Raw genomic sequence first — 17168 nt, forward strand, 5'->3', positions numbered from 1 at the left:
TAAAACGAATGCTTCTGCCATCTATTACTGAAGAATTTAAAAGGAAATTACATAAACTAATTTACAGGCTAGTTTACTTAAGAGCTTTGGCCAATCACCATTCCAGTACCAAAACACTTCCCCCGTAATTCAATTCAGTAAAGGCTGGAAGAATGTCTCTTTGCTGAAATACTATCGTGAATCAAGTTTTACGGATGATTACTCACAACCTATGTATGGACGTAACTCTTAAAAGGTGCGACGGTCGACGCCCCTGTCTTAGATCATAACTACTCTCTACTTCTAACAATTATTACTACGGTCGGCCAATCTATCAAAGAACTGAACGACTTTTTGGACAATGTTAGAAATGATTCGGTCAATGTGATCTCATTCTTAAACTTATGTTATAAGTGTGGCCTACCAATTACGATTTCACAAAGCTCTCTTAAGCTAAAAACAGAACCCCAATAGCCTCCATTAACAAGTTCAAACCTTTAAGGCAACACAATCCAAGGAACGATTTAATAGATTCCCCGCTGCTTATTATAAAGAATAGTTGAGGAATGGTTCGACTGACACAGCTACACCAAACTTTTCTAATTGCAAAAATTTTGACCCCAATATTTGTGTTGGAATTTTGCGTTGGAGTAATTTAAAGAAGTTTTCATCATGCGTTGAAATAATGACTTGTTTGTCAAACTGCAAGCAAATACTTCGCAGGAGATCAATCGTAGAAAGTATGTTAATGGAGTCCATTGATTGGATTGGATCATCAATCATAATAACGTTAATGGGATTACCCTCATCATCCTTCGCATGAAGCGCACTCGCTAGAAATACACTCAAACTAAGAATATTTGTTTGAGCAGCACTAAAATAAAGGATCGGAGATATCAACTCTCCAGCCCCATCGCTAACTACGATGTTTAGACCGGGCTTATCGGAATCAAAGTCTGCTTTAAACTCTACTTTTTTAAAGGCAGGATGCGGATCTATTTTCCTGTAGATGGAATTAATAAGATCTTCATAAAAAAAGTTATTAATAAGCATTTTTAGGCTGTCGACAATTTTATTCCTTTCCGCTTTCAGAGTGACATCAACTCGATTACGCTGTTCTAGCTGCAGCTCTACATTGGTAAGTTCCTCTTGAAGAGAGATACGTTTAATATAAGGCTTAAACGAAGCCATAAGCTCTAGGAGCAACTTAATGCTGTTTAACAGCTTATCAAGCTCTAGAACACGAAGTCGACAATCTTCAACCGCCATTGTTATGAGCCCTTTGACTTTCTCCAAAGTATCTTCAGGATGAACGATAATAATATTGGATAAGCTCTCATAAAAAGCGTTCACTACCGTTTGGGAACGGGCAAGGCTTACTTCCAAATCATCCTTCTGCAGTTTCAAATTAGTAAAATCCACCCATGTGCCATCAGCCATCATTTCCTGCTGCAACAAATTGCACTGGCTAGCTAAGGATTCACTAGCAACTTTATACTTGAGTACTTCCGCATCAAGCTCATTTTTCTTCACCGAGCAATGCTTTTTGAGGTCTGAAGTAGTAATAGCATTTTCAATTAGATATGTCGTTACTGTAACGTAGACATATTCACTACTTTTTCTCTCCCTTTCAGCAATTAATGCATTCAACTCGGAATCTTTAGATCTGTTCCACTCAGTTACAGATTGAATTTGGGTAGACAATTCCGCTTGCCGTGCAAGTAGATTCAAACGTTTTGTAGCAAGTTGGCTAAGCTCTGCCTCTACTCTAAGCACTAGCTCATCATTTGAAAGCCCCCAAACTGACTTTTCAAGTTCAATGATTCCAACTTCCAAGGTCTTACATTTTGCTTCCAAAGTAGATTTCTCAAACATTGCTTGAGTATGTCTCTCACTAACCTCAGTAAGCTTTTTACGTAGAATATTGAGCTGCTGAACCTGTGCTTCAACGGCCTGCTGGGTAATCTCTTGAATTTCATCTCTAAGTTCTTTTTGACGCACCAAGGAGAGTGAAAGCTTTCTAGAATTCTCTAAACTTAATTCAGACAGTAGATTTTGACTCTTAATCTTATCTATCAAAGCCTCTGAAGATGAGTGATGAGTTGTACACAAAGGGCAAACATTAGAAGGCTGTATACCAAGATAATCTAAGCCTGTGGCAATCAACCGTTCGTGCTGCTCCATCTGTTCAGTTAAGGCTTTCTGAGTAGCATAAACAGCCTTATTATGAACTTCAATCAAATCAAGGTCAGCATGACATCTTGTCAATTGCTCAATTTTTTGTTGATCAAAAAGTAAAGCTCCTACATTTCCACCTAATAATAAATTGGATGTAATGTTTAATGCGGAGACCTCTCTTAGCTCACGATTCAATTCGTCTAACTGGATATTGTCTACCTGAATAGTAATTTCTTTAGCGATGATTTGTTGCCTTAGAATACTAATCTGAGCTCGGTGGCTCGTAAGTGAGATATAGACTGGTCCAGCATTGTCGACAGAATTTCTTAATAGCAAAGCTCTATCGTCAACAATCTTAAGCTCGCTGTTCAATTCACTTAGTTGCTGTTCAAGACTTGTAAGGTTGATAGAGCTTTTGGAACGTTCTTCGGTTAGCTCCTTTTGGATTGTGAATAATTCGTGAAGACGTGACTCAGTTATTAAAAAAGTCTCTGTGTTCTCAGCGATTTCAAGAAGACGAGTCAGAAGAGCATATGCTTGTTTTTGATCCGTCACACATTTTTCGTACGAGCCAAAAAGCATCTGATACTTGTCTGCATCGGCAACCCCCTTCTGTAGCCTAGAAAGCTGAGTTCTTTGCTCTACTTGATAGTGGATATGGCGCTCTATTTCAGGTATTTTTGTTAACCCGTCTGCTAGCACTTCTGATGTTTTGGTCTTCGCATGGAGTAACGTGTTCAGTTCATGCTGTCGCGATACAAGGCTAGCGTTAAGTCGATATTCGCTCTGAGATGAAAATCTTTCATCAGCTAATATAATATTCTCACCCGCAGCATTAAGTTCAGCCGCGACTGTATTGAAATGCTCGAATACAGAAAGATTTATCGGTTGTTTTAACTCTTCAATAAGCGACTCACGTTTCTTATTAAGAACACTCAACTCCGCATTATTATCACTGATAAGTACTGATAACTCCTTGCGAGCTATCTCAATATCACCACCAAAGCTTCCCATGAATTTGGCATATCGCTCTTGAGGCTTTGCTTCTCTGAGAAATCTATCAATCTCATCCTGGCTCAAAACAACACGTCGAAAAAACTCATTTCTCCGTTGACTCTTATGGCCAAAACTTAAGTCCCGCCCATTCGCTCGAAGTTTCGGAAGTTCATTCTCAAAAGGGATAGGTCTAGTAGTAGATACCACAACCTTTGTAATTACTTGTTTATCGGCGTATTTGTTACGTAGAATTTTTTGACCTTCATTAGGGTCCTTAGTAGACTTAGCCGCACTCTCAAAGTTAGATTTATTATATTCCCCTCCAAGCCTTTCCAAATGGTTGGTAACAGCCCATTCCACAGCATCGTAAAAGGAGCTTTTACCAAAACCATTTGGCGCATAAATCGCAACAAAGTTTGAAGGAATATCTCCTTCAATCGTAAAATCAAAAGTTCCTTCTGACTTTGATTTGTAGGCACGAAATGCCTCAATCTCAACTTTTTTAATTTTCATTATTGTTCAAAAATTCCATTATGCTATTGATCATCTGGGCACGCTTTTCTCTAGACTCGATTTTTGAATCTAATGGTGCGCCACGAACATACTTTTCTAAAGATAGCAAAGCCTCTTTTGGGTTATTGACTCGAGTATCAAGCGTTAAATCTGAACCTAATAACTGGTTTTGTAGTTCAATAGCCAATTGTTCAAGACTAGGTATTTCTAGAAGCCCATCAATTATGATCTTACGAGCAGCAAACTTATTATTTTCGATTTCATATTTTTCCCATACAGGAACTTGCTCAATTGTGACAAAAGCCAAATATACATTCCATGCTGCCAAGCTGCCCGCAGGCTGATGATGAACAGAAATAATATTTTGGATAGCTTGCCAATTTTCTACTACTTCTGCTGACGTTTCACATATACACGTTATGCAAGAGATGAACGAAAAAGGGTCATCCGAGCGAAACATGTAAAACCTAACGTTCTCGTACTGAGCAGATAAGAAATCTAGATCGACTTCCTCACTTAATAATTTCATTAAGCTTGTCCTTAAGAAATTGTAATTGTGCCATGCCAGATGGCAGACTTTTATATTCAAATTCGCTATCGATCACACAAGTATTGCGAAGCCCTTCCAGATGAGTTAGTTTGAAACTCGTATAGATAGAGCTTTCAACCGCATCAATGGAAAATGGTCCTTGATTTGGTACAACAGCAATATCACTTATCACTCTATCAAGCACAAAACTCGGAGGTAGATGTTTTGCTGCCGCATCTGGTGATGCAACAATAAGCGTGCCATCTTTGTCTAAAAGTTTGCGGGCAATTTTAAGCAGCTCTTCCAAGCGACTAATCCAATTCGTGCCATCACTGGTATATAACAACCTGCGCTTTCGCTCTAAACTTTTTATATAGTCAACATTTGTAACTCCAATATTATCCATCAAAGCGCAGATTACTAAAAACTCTAAATAAGCTGTCCATAATTCTTGAGTTTTGAGCTCATCAGGGCGTTTGGAATCAACAAGCAACTGTAAATTATATTGCATCATGACTTCATAAGGTGGAGGCATCCCGCTCGCAATTAGAGAATCGGCAAGTCCCTCTAACGCTGCTTTAAGATGATAGACGTTGTTTTGGTCAATCACATTGAATGCAAATATCATCTCCCGCATTCTAGAAAAGCATTCCAAATGAGCAGGAATCATCAATGCACTTGCATGTGCCTTTATGATTTCTTCAAATCTCATCAGGCTGTAGCATTGCACTCGACCATATTGCTGGTCTTGACCAGTACCATCCATTTGGAACTCAATACCTATAAGAAATGGGCTTTCACCTTGGACGTGGTAAACTCCTCCGCCTGACATGCCGTCGATCGTCGCTTTTCCAGGAGTACCTTCAACTGTGAAAATGACCAGCTCATTGGCTACACTAGTCAAATGCCCATCATAATGCTTTATAGGATTCGAACTTTTTCTCTCGGTCCCTGGGAATCCAACTAATACAAGATCGGAACGTAGAGGCAAGCTTGATGCAGAAATACATCTTTGTGCAACTCTTGCCTGATATTCAACTTTTAAAATTGCGCAATCATAAGGGACCGCTTCCACATTTTGCGATACTGGATACTTGAGCACTGCTAAAACAGGAAGATTATTACCCTGATGATCAATTACCACATGGTCAGTGACATTCTCAATTGCGTGGGCTGCGGTCAGCACATAGGAGTAATCCTGTGTCATAGCATTGACAAGTACGCCGCTACCAGCATTAACCCTAACGCAATAAGACTGCATGATTTCGGATGCTGTCATATTAAAATTTGATCTCCTCATCAAGCACGTCTAAACGAGAAGAAAAACCCTCAACTTCATCAGGTAAAAGTAGCGGTGGAATCACATGACTGTAATTAAAAAAAATCTTACCATTTGTTGCTTTAATGATTCTCGCAATAGTCCGCTTATTAGGAAGACCATGTTTTGTTCCATCAGTGGAAATGGCGTAACAAGGTGAATCTAGCAATGAAAGAGTTTCGCTACTCGTATTGTACTGGCTACCATGGTGTGAAATCTTCACGAGATCAAGTTTAAGCTTATTAGTGTCGCTGTAACCTAATGCTCTTATATTACCTGCAACAACTTGATCATGTGCATCTCCAAGGAAAAGCATTTTTCTACCATCAGATTCAAGAAGAAATGCAATAGAGCTTCCATTATAAATAGATGGGTCTGATACAAACTTATCCTCTGCCCATATCTCGCTTAACGAAAGGCCATAATCATTGTCATGCGATGAGGTCTTACCTGATTCAACCTCAGTTGGCCACTTATGTAAAAGTCGCTCGAGCTGACTTCGTTCAGGTGACAAGACTTTCAAAGTGAATGGGCCTACATTATACACTTGCCCAGCCATTATAGGCGGTGCTCGTACGCACTGGATTTCATCAAGCAATTTTTCAAGGTCTTTTCCCTGTTGCACGCTTGTTAGAGGAGAATCATCAGCCAATAGAATATTATTCTCCGAAATCTCAGGGACTTTGAAATGCTGTGTAATCAATCGAGACGAATTGAACCAGATTGCTTTCACTAGTTGAGGTAAATATTCAGAATCTTCAAAAGCTTTGATCAGTCCATTGATATGGTCGTCATCAATATGAGTTAAGATAACCAGATCTACATGTTGCCCCTTTTCTTTCAGATCATCGAGCACTTTGCAAAGTGCTCCCTTATATCGTTGTCTGAGACCATGCTTGAAGGCCATCGAAGGTCCACCATCAATCAATATGTTGAAAGCACTCAAGGCCCCCTCATGACTAACCAATATACAGTCCCCATGATTAGCTTTGAGGATACGAACAATAATAGCCATAATTCTCTCTGTATAAACATTCTGCGCCATCGGCTCATTGTTATTTACCGATAGAATTATCATCTAAACATGATGTTCAGTTTTATTAGATAGCAATACTAAATTCATGGTTTTTTATTATAAATAAATAGCTTTTAACTTAATAACAAGATACTTATTTCGCAGAACAACATGTTAGTTTGCAGAGCTTCAACTAAGATCTGTTTAAGAAATTTATAAATCTTACTTTCATTCAATTATATAAACGCTACTCATTATTTATCTAAATTATATAAAAAAACTTTCAAAGACAAGCCCTTTAACTGGCTACTGTTTATAATAATCTACAAAAAAAGATAAATTAATCTAATGAGATTGAGATCACAAGAAAGGCTGGATATAGTGTGCATCAAGTTTTCATCATGAAGATTCTTTTATTAATATGATCATGAATTAAAAAACTTTTTAATTAAACTAACAAATTGGCATAACCTTGTCATGTGACCTGATCCAATTCTTCTTGGTAAAATCCGGACTGTTTACTCTACTCATCATTTTCCTCAATTTTAGAGTTTGAACTTTTGTTCGTCTAAACCAAAAACTTTGTTTAGAGATGTTAATAAAAATATACTAAAATATATTCTATTTTTTAACGTTAAAAATTCTGAAAAAGATAATTATGGATTTAAAACCCAGTCTACTTAGCTATATTTTTACGGGATTTGCCAATTGGGAATTAAGCTACACATTTCCAACATTAAAGCTAGATCTCAATAAACAAACCACTCACCTTACTTTAGATGAAATACTTGATATAAATATTCAAAGTGGCTGGATTTGGTCATCTGTCACACTATCTACTTCAGAACAAAATTATGTACTTAAAGGTGTTTTCAATTCACATGCTAAAGTTCTAAAATCAAATCTACTAGATGATATTGAATTTTTAAATAATAAGAAAAATGCGGATACGATTAAGGAAGTACTAAAGCCATACTTACAAGAGTATCAAAATTTTATCCAACAAAATATTTACTTATCTCATCGTATATGTAGTCTATTTAGATCAGACTTATCAATGAAAACAAAAAACTTCGTAGAAAAGTTTAGTAATCTCATAGAACGAGATAGCTCTTTTGCTTTTGAGGCTGATCTACAAAATCTGTTTGAACAACTTCGACAATTTATTGAATTGCCAATCAAAGCAAACTACGCCATTGACGTTAAAAATAAATGTTTTGTTGAAAGCGAGTTAAAAGCATTTAAAAGTTTTTTTGATCAGGTGGAAAGTACCCCTCTAACTAATGAACAGCGCATTTCCTCTATCATCTTTGAGGATCGCAATCTATTGGTTGCAGCTGCAGGTTCTGGAAAAACTTCAACGATTATTGGTAAAGTGGGCTATGCCTTATTAACTGGGCTCTACAAACCTGAGGAGATTCTAGTCCTCGCATTCAATAAAAATGCAGGAGAAGAACTCAATGAACGTATTAACCTTAGATTAAAAGATATTCTCACTCAATTTAATACTGGTGTTGAAGCCCTTAATTTTCATAAATTTGGTGTCAAGGTAATTGGTAGAGCAACAGGTAAAAGCCCTTCAGTTTCTGAAGATGCAGTGAGGATTCAGCCACTATTAAATAGAATTATTCAAAATTTGACTGAAACTGATCTAGAATTTCAAGAAAAGTATCTTTTATTTAAAACTGCTTATTTAAGACCACCGTTATCCCCCTTCGCTTTTAAAACCATAAATGATTGGGAAAAAGCACAAAAACGATCATTTGATAGATTCAAGAATGGCTTCGAAACCTATCAGGGAGAAATCGTTAAGTCACATGGTGAAAAAGCCATAGCAAACTGGTTATACACTCAAGGGGTTCCCTATCATTATGAAAAAACTTATGAACATGATACAGCTGATGAAAACCACCGCCAATATAAACCCGATTTTTACCTACCTGAACTAAATCTATATCTTGAACACTACGCTATAGATCAGCATGGTAAGCCACCTGCACACTTTGGGCAAAAGTATCTGGACGACATGAAATGGAAATCAGGAATCCATAAACAATATAAAACTGATTTAATCACTACAACCTTTAATGAGTTTATTACAGGTTCAATATTTGAAAAATTGGAACAAGAGCTTAAATCAAGAGGACAAGAATTTAGACCTCGTAGTCTTGCAGAGATCGATTCTAAAGCACAGTCCATCTTTGAATATGGTACCAATGAGCTTTATGGTAGTTTTTTAAATCATTATAAGTCTAATCAAGCCAATATGGCCGATTTATTAGCCAGACCTCTACTCAGCCTACGGGAAAGACTTTTTTTAGAACTATTTTCCAAAGTTTATCAACAGTACGACCAGTTATTAAAAACTAATAAAGAATATGACTTTGATGACTTACTGATTGAATCCGCTCAACTAATAAATGAAAACAAATACAAAAGTCCTTTTAAGCTGATTATCGTGGATGAGTTCCAAGATACTTCACAGGCTAGAGCTAGACTCATTCTGTCCTTATTGAATCAGGTGCCTGAAGCAAAATTATTTTGTGTTGGAGATGACTGGCAAGCCATATATCGTTTTGCAGGCTCAGATATCAGTATTTTTACTCAATTCGAAAAAGTCTTTGGCCCTACTAAGCAGACACAGCTGACCCAAACATTCCGTTCAAATCAGGGTATTGCCAATGTAGCCAGTGGTTTTATCCAAAAAAATAAATCTCAGCTTCAAAAAGTAGTCAATGCCATTGATAAAACAAATAATAAAGTTGTTGAGATAAGCTTTTTAACAAAGACACAAGAGATTCATGAATACCTATTTAAGACACTTACAGAAATCAATAATGCTAATACAAACTCTGAAGGTAAAAAATCTATTTATATTTTAGGTCGCTATAACCACAATAAACCGAATTTAGATAATCTTTTGCCATTTCTTAAAAATTGTCGCATTGAGTTTAAAACAATTCACTCTTCCAAAGGCTTACAGGCAGACTATGTCATTCTCGTCGGATTAAACAGTGGTGACAGTGCCTTCCCTTCAGAAAAAGAAGATGATCCATTATTAAATATAGTATTACCACAACCAGAGACACATGCTTTTGCTGAGGAACGTCGCCTGTTTTATGTCGCCTTGACTCGTGCAAAAGAAAAAGTCTTTCTTATTGGTGAACGTAATTCAGTATTCCTTGAGGAAATCACTAAAGAGCAGAATTTTAAAGAATTTATCTATATACCACAGGATGAACATAAACCAATCAATAGAAATATACCACCTGAATGGTTATGTCCCAAATGTGAAGAAGGTCGTTTATGGAAAAAGACAGGAAAATTTGGTAATTTTTTGGGCTGTGATCGCTATCCAACTTGCGATTACACTAAGAGTTTAAAGCAACGTTGAATTCTGACGAGTGTGTTGAACTATCATTAAATAATCCTTTTCCAAGGTTAGTTCACCAAAATCATCAACATAATTTTTGAAGTCTAATGAAGGACTATATGTTTCCAATTCATAGAAAGTTCTATGATGCCAAGAGCTAGGTGCATCAATTATTATCGGATTTTCAGCTAGCTTAAATTGCCCTGCAGTTATATCCACAATAACTCCACTCACGCTAAGCCATAAATGTAATTGACCTACATCTACGATAGACTGCCCTTTTATCATTAAAATATCTGTAATATCGTAAGCTTTCTCCTCTATCAGAAATCGAGCCAACAATCTTGAAGAATACTCACAACATGCTCTAGGAAATAAAGACAATACTTCTAAATAAAAATCGTCTTTGTCAATTTTATAAAATCCATGTAGAAATTCGAGGACATCATTTTTTATGTTAACGATCGACATAAATCTATTTTCAAATAAAAAATATTCTTACAATAACTTATTAGAGCATTATGATTCAATTAGGTAAAATTATTTTGATCTTTTTAATGCTATTTACTAATGAAGGAAAACTTTTCGCCTAGATATATTCTTAATTTATAAGCCCACTCACCAACTGGAAAAGTTGTGAACATTACTATTATTTTCAGAATACAGACCTAATGAAGTAGAGTTAAAAAGGAAAACTATTTTTGGCTTTAGATGTATTACGTACCGATGGTGAAAATGAGGTTATAGATTTTCATACGGTGAAAAACTTTTAGTCATTTGAAAACTAATGAAAAATTTATTATTGACTATGACTAGAATTTTACTCCTTTACATTCAAAACTTTAAGTTTCCCCTACAAGACTAATTATCCTCTGTATTTTTGTCGAGTATTTAAGATAGATAATAATTTGCATATAGATTTCAAATAAAGGCAACCAATCAAATTAAGAGCATTCAAAAATAGTAAATCCATGTCATCTTCTTCCATCAAATATTTAAAATAACATTTTTTCACAGAAAATTATTTTTTGAGAAAATAATATATTACCAATATAAAAAATTATTACTGAAATTTTACAATTTATATATTAATATACATTTAATACATTCATTTCTATTAAAAACCTTTTCTTTACAAAAATTAAAAAATAGTGATAGACTAAAAACTCTAAAAAATGGTATTTTAAGGAAAAACATGAACATTGAGCAATGAACAAGTTTAAATCAAAAGTAGACTGGTGGATTTTAGTTATATTTTTAGGTGTAACTATATATATACTTAATGATATTTTAAAATTACAATCCACTCATAATATTAAAAATAACTTTTTTGATATTATAATTTATAGTATATTATTATGGTTAATTTGGACACCCATCATTAACACCAATTACACCATAGATAAAAATTATCTTATTATAAAATGTACAGTTCTTAAATGGAAAATTAAAATTAAATCCATACAGAGCGTAGAAAAAACGTATAATCCATTATCAGCTCCAGCACTATCATTGGATCGCTTAAAAATAAAATATCTTGATGATACTGGATATTTAAAAACAATAATGATCTCCCCCAAGGAAAAGGATGAATTTATTAAAACATTAAACAAAGAAAATTTAAAATAAAATGAATACCCTTATATTTAATTCAAAAATAGATTTATGGTTAATAATACTATTATTAACCATAAATCTATTTTTCATTTTTAAAACATATTATCTTGAAAAGAATAAAAGTATTAAAAATAATTTTAAGCTACTTATTATCACCTTACTAATATGGCATCCTTTGTTTACAACACACTATAAAATCGACAAAAATATATTATTAGTAAGGAGCAGCATTTTCAGCTGGAGAATACCAATAAACAATATAAAAAGTATTAAAGAAACAAATACTCTTGCATCATCACCGGCATTATCTCTAGATAGAATCACAATAATTTATGAAAATAAAAAACAGATAAAAAATATTGTAATTTCACCCACCAACAAACAAGAGTTTATCCGCTATTTAAATTCAAAAAGATAAATAATACTATTTAAAAATTTCAATATAAGCATTAACATAATCTTTATTCAGCTCTATTCGATCCAAAAATAGTTTAGATGTAAGCCAATTCGGCTTATTATTTTCTAACTTATCAAGATTTTCTCTAATTTCAAACGATGAAAATCTATTATTACTAGCATGTAGAACCTCAGTAAATGAAGAGTAATTAAAGTTAATAATAGAATTTAATTTCTCTTTTTGGTAATTATCTAACCATATAGCAAGCTCACTCCTTGACACATCGGGCAGCTCCCATTCACAGTTACCCCACATATCTAGATTTTCAGAAATCTTTTTATAATCAGAATGATTCAATAATTTAGAGTCTTTATGGATAGAAATAACTTGTATATTAATAATATCAACAAAACTTTCTAAATAAGATATTTTACTTTCTATAACATCAATAGTATCACCAGGGAGACCTATAATTAGTTCAACCATTATAAATGTAGTACGCCCTACAATTTCTCTTAATTTTAATAATGATGACTCTATATCAAAATTTGAATGTCCATATAACTGTAACCCCTTGCTAGTTAAAGCAGGAATAACCAGCCTTAAAGATCCTATATTATTATCTTCAACAAGTTTCCATGCTTGTTCGAAAGAAAAAAATTGCGGGAAATTTACATCAAGATGTAATTCAAAAATCCCTCTCCCGGATATCTTCTCAAGCATTTGATATGTTAGAATAATTTTCTCGTTAGAAAGCGTTAAAGAGTTTCCTGTGAGCGCTAAATTTAAAGGTAAATCTGTACTAATAATTTCTTCATATAGGTGGTTAAAGTCATTCTCTAAATCATATTCTTTTGCTTTTTTAAAAGTCGTACAGGTTTTAAAGTCATAAATACAATTTGCACATAAGCCTACTGGACAAATTAAAGAGGGCATATCTATCATAAGATTTTTTGAGCGCCAAATAAATCCATTAGCAGGAAGATAATCTGCATTTTTCCGTTTCAATGGATCTAAATTAGTTTTTAATTTCACCCTATCTGACATAAATTTAAAGAAAGAATCATAACCATTTATATATACATAATCAGCTTGATCAAAAAAATCTTTAACATTAATAAAATCTGCAAAAAAACCAATAATTGAAATTTCTATTTGATCAATTTTATTCTTTAAATCTTTCATTTTATTATTAATTAGTTTAAACCATTGTTTTGTTAATGGTGAAACCTTTTCATATGTAAATCCACCAATAAAAACAATAATTTTTTTATAAGAGTTATTCTGAAATTTATTTAAATATTCAATTATCACTTTATCAGGAATATTTAAAAAAGTATCATGCACATTAGCTTCAAACCCTTCATTTTCAAAATCCTTTTTAGAGGCATATACACCAGGTACAGGCCATATTCGCCCATCAGAACGCTCTACAAAAATATCAATTTCTTTCATATAATTTCATTAACTCAAGGTCATTTCAGACAAATCTATTTCACCCATAAAACTTTTCATTTTTATAGGCGTTAACCCTGTTATCCAATATAAAGCGGCAGAAAAAAATGGCAATCTATAATAAAACTGTGATAAACAAGCTCTATTGAAACTCTCACCTTCTAAATACAAACAACAGCCTCTACAAAAATTCAACACAGGGCAGTTTTCGCAGTTAGATCGTGACCTCCAATGATAAGCTGTATTAAGTTGGACAGATTCGATTTCCTTAAGATTGCCTAATTTATGTCTTCCTTCAGGCAAGGTATTCTGACAAGTAACAATATCTTGAGTTTTAACATTGACTACGATTACATCTTCTCTGTCTAACCCACATTTTTGCTCGATACAGACGTTTGGTTTACGCTGGGATATTATGTCAAAAAAATCCTGAAGTTCATTGCCAAAAATAAACAAAGAATTCCCATCAATCATTTCTCTATATAGTCCGGTCAGGTCAAGCAAAGAAGGCAATGAAACCGCCTGCTTAATGGGCATAGCCAAACCTTCTGTTAAAAGTAATATATACTCACATGAGGTATTTAGTTTATCTGCGATATATTTTCTTATTTCTTCTACTGATAAATTATCAATAGTTAATACACAATTAAATTTTAAATGTCTATTAAGCTTAAATAACTCAGTATATAATTTTCTTATATAGTGATTATCTAAAACATCTTGATCACGATGCGTTCCAGGCCCATCATGACTTAGTATAATTTCAACTCTTTCATTTCTTAATATCCAATCAAAAATTTCCTGATTTATGAGAGAGCCATTAGTAGTAGTTCTAATTTTACAAAAAGGAAAACTTATTAAAAGACTCTCAGAAATTTCTTTAAAAGTTTCCCAATAAAGAAAAGGCTCTCCTCCCCAAAGTTCAAATATGACATGCTCATCGACTTGTAAATAATTTAAAAGATTATTTACAAAATTTTCCCTTTCTTCTCTATTTGCCCCTCTCCTTACCTCTAAAGAGTTTTCTTTTGGAGATTGAGCACAATAGTCACATTTAAAATTACAACTTAAACCTAGTTGAATTTTAACTAATCTAAAGGGGCCCTTTTTCAAACCAGGTAAAATTGGGCTAATTTTTTTTTGTGTATAATGCTCCCACGGTTCGTCAGGAATTTTATATTTCCGGCCAACTCTACTTAATGAAACCTCAGAATTATCACACTCCCATAGAAGTAAATTTCTCTGAACATCGTAAATAAGATTTTTTTTGCTACCATCTATATCTAAGAGCTCTATAACTATAGGTTTCATTACTACAAGCTCCTCTTATACATTAGTAGGTATTTTATTTACCTGACTTTCAACTAAGTAGTCATTCGCATAAAAGGTTTTATTACCATCAACTACAAATGAATATAATGTTTCTTTTTGATCTACTATTCGATAATCAAATTTCTCAATATATTTTAATTCATCCATATAATATATCTGATCTCCCACAGATATTTGTTTAATATCTTCATCAGAAAGACCAAAATCAGGGTTTGATATTCTTTTTAACTCACGATATAACTTGTACCCGTCTAAATTTACTGCTAACCAGATCCCCTCAACACTTAAAAATAGTTGTTCCCACGTACATTCTATCTGGTCATTTATTTGATAAATTTTATCACCAGGGTTAACATGACAAATAATTTTTTCAATAACTGTATTTTGTCCTCCACCAAAAGCGGCTAATTTATCTCCAATTTTAATATCTTTAATCGAAGTCTTAGTCCCATCAACTTTTCTTACAGAAGTTTTTCTAGGGAAACAACAAAATCCACCATCATTTTGTGCTAATGCCACTACCATGATTATGATTAAAACAGCAAAAACCATCATATTCAAAGTAACTGATTGGTTTACGTTAGTAGTTGTATTAATATTAATCAGGTTAGAATCATCATCTCCACCAGATACCCCTTGTAAAATTGGATCATCTAATGAAATCTCAACCCATGAATCGTCATTTCCTTTTACTGCATATTTTTGTGCAGTAATTGCTTTATTTAGCTCGGCCGTAATATACTTTATTAATTCTTCATTAGAAAAATTAGCACCAAAATTATGATTACTCATATTCAAAATAGCATTTAGGCTAAAATCATCTTCTAAAACTTTTTTCAGTTCTTTAATATCATAAAGAGCTAAAGTTTTTTCAGATTCAGAATTATTAATACTCATAAATTCTCCAAATTAGATTTATCATTCTGTTTCAATAAAACCATTCATCCATAAGAAATCTATTAAATGAAAAGTCTCTAAAGGATTTGTTCCATCTTCAGTCAAATTACATACTAGATCTAAAGCTGAATATTTACCGGATAAAATTAAATCTAAAATTTTTTTTGAATAAGAAAATTGCATTTTTACATTTGGGCTTTCAAAATAAATATTTTCATCTTCTGTAATTCTAATTGTATTATTTAATTTAATTTTTCCTAAATGATTAATTTTAGAATACATATGAGTATTTATCATTTCAATCATTATTTCATGTAGATTCTCTGGGTCCGAATAGGTATTTTCTGAAATAACTTTAAAACCATCTTTCCATTCCTCTGATGGTAAAGTGGGTGTTATTAAACGAATCTTTTTTGTTACTATATTAATTAAAAAGCCTGAAACACATGCAATAGTCGCATCTGACATTACTTTTTTCGATTTCTTGGATTTTGTACTTTTAAAAAATGTTTTTTCCTTTTCAGTAGAATATGCCCGTCCAGCTCCTGTTTTTGTTTCATGCATTGCTCCAGTATTCTGTAAAACCATTTCCACACCGAATAATTCTTCAGCAGTAAATTGGTCATGAACTTTCTGCAAAATAGCTTTTGTCAATATTGAAAATCTTATTGGATAATTTTTTTTAACTTTCCAAAATTCAAGCACACTCTTAGTTAATTCAATATTTTTTAAAGGAATTGCAGTAGTAGTTTGTGGAACTACACCAACAATTTCATCATATATTTTTAAAATATCTAAATATTCAGGATTATCTAAAGGATCTGTTCCCCAATAACAAAAACCAGACCTCATCCCACTACCTAATATTTTTTTAGTTGCATGAAGTATTTCCTTCCATTCTTTGCCATTATCCTCTTTTAATGAATAATGCCCCTTAAATTTTTCAGCCGAAATACCACAAAACCAACAACCGACTGAACAACCATCAGATAATTCAAAGGCAATTGGTGCATGAATTATTCCAGAACCTTTGGGGCCTAATTCAAAAGCAGTTCTATTTATTTGACGTTGACGCCAGACATCAAAGAGATTGTTTAAGCCATTAGTTGATCCTGTTTCAAGTATTTTTTTTCTAAAGTCTTGTACTGTATCAACATATCGCCACCAAATATTAGCATATGGCCACTTTTTTTCTATCTCTGTCTTTTCTAAATCAGTAGGTACTATTGAGGTATCAAATATTGGTAAAAAGTCTGATAAAGTTAGATTTGTATCTTTAAAATTATTATCAAGAGTTTCTAAAGGTACTCCCATATTAATGATATTTCTCAGCTGGTCATTTCCAGTGTAAATTTCTAAAAAACGCTTTGTTAAATAATACTTTTTTTTATCATCTTCATCTAAAGACCAAATAAAATTAGAGTATGAGCTTTCAAGCTTCATGACGCTAGAATCTATCATCCTAAATCCAAAAAGAACTAACATTACATATATATCTTACATTTATTTTTAAATTTATCTACATAAATAGTCATTATAATGAAAATTATAGTATTATATTCTCCAAAT

12 protein-coding genes are annotated in these 17168 nt (G+C 33.3%); 3 read left to right on the forward strand and 9 right to left on the reverse strand.

Translation table 11 applies throughout. From position 1 onward, the window contains the following. Positions 1-525 precede the first annotated feature (525 nt). Genes MMY79_RS13880 through MMY79_RS13895 form a run of 4 tightly spaced genes read right to left on the reverse strand, consistent with a single transcriptional unit; the run spans position 526 to position 6528 of the window. On the reverse strand, positions 526-3666 hold the full coding sequence (locus MMY79_RS13880; RefSeq protein WP_252609486.1) for a hypothetical protein: 3141 nt from the start codon (positions 3664-3666) through the stop codon (positions 526-528). Next, entirely contained in the window at positions 3656-4195 is a 540-nt protein-coding gene (locus tag MMY79_RS13885) for an ABC-three component system middle component 1 (protein WP_252609488.1), read from the reverse strand. Before MMY79_RS13885 ends, MMY79_RS13880 begins: the two co-directional genes overlap by 11 nt. Beyond that, on the reverse strand, positions 4179-5474 hold the full coding sequence (locus MMY79_RS13890) for an ABC-three component system protein (RefSeq protein WP_252609490.1): 1296 nt from the start codon (positions 5472-5474) through the stop codon (positions 4179-4181). Before MMY79_RS13890 ends, MMY79_RS13885 begins: the two co-directional genes overlap by 17 nt. Position 5475: 1 nt before the next feature. Then, on the reverse strand, positions 5476-6528 hold the full coding sequence (locus MMY79_RS13895) for an MBL fold metallo-hydrolase (RefSeq protein ID WP_252609492.1): 1053 nt from the start codon (positions 6526-6528) through the stop codon (positions 5476-5478). Between the two features lie 658 nt (positions 6529-7186). On the opposite strand from MMY79_RS13895, the gene MMY79_RS13900 reads away from it, so the two are divergent. Then, complete coding sequence (locus tag MMY79_RS13900; protein WP_252609494.1) at positions 7187-9922, forward strand: UvrD-helicase domain-containing protein; 2736 nt, start codon at positions 7187-7189, stop codon at positions 9920-9922. On the opposite strand, the gene MMY79_RS13905 is transcribed toward MMY79_RS13900, so the two are convergent. Continuing rightward, positions 9908-10372, reverse strand: coding sequence for a hypothetical protein (locus tag MMY79_RS13905; protein WP_252609496.1), 465 nt, complete (start codon positions 10370-10372; stop codon positions 9908-9910). The two genes, MMY79_RS13900 and MMY79_RS13905, sit on opposite strands and share 15 nt — an antisense overlap. A gap of 738 nt (positions 10373-11110) precedes the next feature. On the opposite strand from MMY79_RS13905, the gene MMY79_RS13910 reads away from it, so the two are divergent. Further along, a complete protein-coding gene (locus MMY79_RS13910) occupies positions 11111-11530 on the forward strand; it encodes a PH domain-containing protein (protein WP_252609498.1) in 420 nt (139 codons plus the stop codon). A 1-nt stretch (position 11531) separates the two neighbouring features. Further along, positions 11532-11936, forward strand: coding sequence for a PH domain-containing protein (locus MMY79_RS19450; protein WP_354669032.1), 405 nt, complete (start codon positions 11532-11534; stop codon positions 11934-11936). A 6-nt stretch (positions 11937-11942) separates the two neighbouring features. Here the strand turns inward: MMY79_RS19450 and MMY79_RS13915 are convergent, their stop codons facing one another. From MMY79_RS13915 to MMY79_RS13930, 4 genes are read right to left on the reverse strand one after another with little or no spacing between them, the layout of a single operon-like run. After that, positions 11943-13370 carry a hypothetical protein gene (locus MMY79_RS13915; protein WP_252609500.1) on the reverse strand — a complete coding sequence of 476 codons (1428 nt, stop codon included), beginning with the start codon at positions 13368-13370 and terminating at the stop codon, positions 11943-11945. A gap of 9 nt (positions 13371-13379) precedes the next feature. Continuing rightward, the gene (locus MMY79_RS13920) at positions 13380-14681 is read right to left on the reverse strand and encodes a radical SAM protein (protein ID WP_252609502.1); all 1302 of its coding nucleotides are present in this window, start codon (positions 14679-14681) and stop codon (positions 13380-13382) included. Between the two features lie 15 nt (positions 14682-14696). Beyond that, a complete protein-coding gene (locus tag MMY79_RS13925) occupies positions 14697-15599 on the reverse strand; it encodes a hypothetical protein (RefSeq protein WP_252609503.1) in 903 nt (300 codons plus the stop codon). A gap of 21 nt (positions 15600-15620) precedes the next feature. Further along, positions 15621-17060 carry a radical SAM family RiPP maturation amino acid epimerase gene (locus tag MMY79_RS13930; RefSeq protein ID WP_252609504.1) on the reverse strand — a complete coding sequence of 480 codons (1440 nt, stop codon included), beginning with the start codon at positions 17058-17060 and terminating at the stop codon, positions 15621-15623. Positions 17061-17168: the final 108 nt, after the last annotated feature.

Origin of the sequence: Acinetobacter sp. XS-4 (assembly GCF_023920705.1) — a bacterium.
In the GTDB taxonomy this organism is placed as follows: domain Bacteria; phylum Pseudomonadota; class Gammaproteobacteria; order Pseudomonadales; family Moraxellaceae; genus Acinetobacter.

Bases quoted from the DNA above. Each gene is read 5' to 3' on its own strand.
- MMY79_RS13925 (WP_252609503.1), bottom strand. From the start codon at position 15,599: ATGAGTATTAATAATTCTGAATCTGAAAAAACTTTAGCTCTTTATGAT.
- MMY79_RS13880 (WP_252609486.1), bottom strand. From the start codon at position 3,666: ATGAAAATTAAAAAAGTTGAGATTGAGGCATTTCGTGCCTACAAATCA.
- MMY79_RS13930 (WP_252609504.1), bottom strand. From the start codon at position 17,060: ATGATAGATTCTAGCGTCATGAAGCTTGAAAGCTCATACTCTAATTTT.
- MMY79_RS13885 (WP_252609488.1), bottom strand. From the start codon at position 4,195: ATGAAATTATTAAGTGAGGAAGTCGATCTAGATTTCTTATCTGCTCAG.
- MMY79_RS13920 (WP_252609502.1), bottom strand. From the start codon at position 14,681: ATGAAACCTATAGTTATAGAGCTCTTAGATATAGATGGTAGCAAAAAA.
- MMY79_RS13895 (WP_252609492.1), bottom strand. From the start codon at position 6,528: ATGGCTATTATTGTTCGTATCCTCAAAGCTAATCATGGGGACTGTATA.
- MMY79_RS13915 (WP_252609500.1), bottom strand. From the start codon at position 13,370: ATGAAAGAAATTGATATTTTTGTAGAGCGTTCTGATGGGCGAATATGG.
- MMY79_RS19450 (WP_354669032.1), top strand. From the start codon at position 11,532: ATGAATACCCTTATATTTAATTCAAAAATAGATTTATGGTTAATAATA.
- MMY79_RS13905 (WP_252609496.1), bottom strand. From the start codon at position 10,372: ATGTCGATCGTTAACATAAAAAATGATGTCCTCGAATTTCTACATGGA.
- MMY79_RS13910 (WP_252609498.1), top strand. From the start codon at position 11,111: ATGAACAAGTTTAAATCAAAAGTAGACTGGTGGATTTTAGTTATATTT.
- MMY79_RS13900 (WP_252609494.1), top strand. From the start codon at position 7,187: ATGGATTTAAAACCCAGTCTACTTAGCTATATTTTTACGGGATTTGCC.
- MMY79_RS13890 (WP_252609490.1), bottom strand. From the start codon at position 5,474: ATGACAGCATCCGAAATCATGCAGTCTTATTGCGTTAGGGTTAATGCT.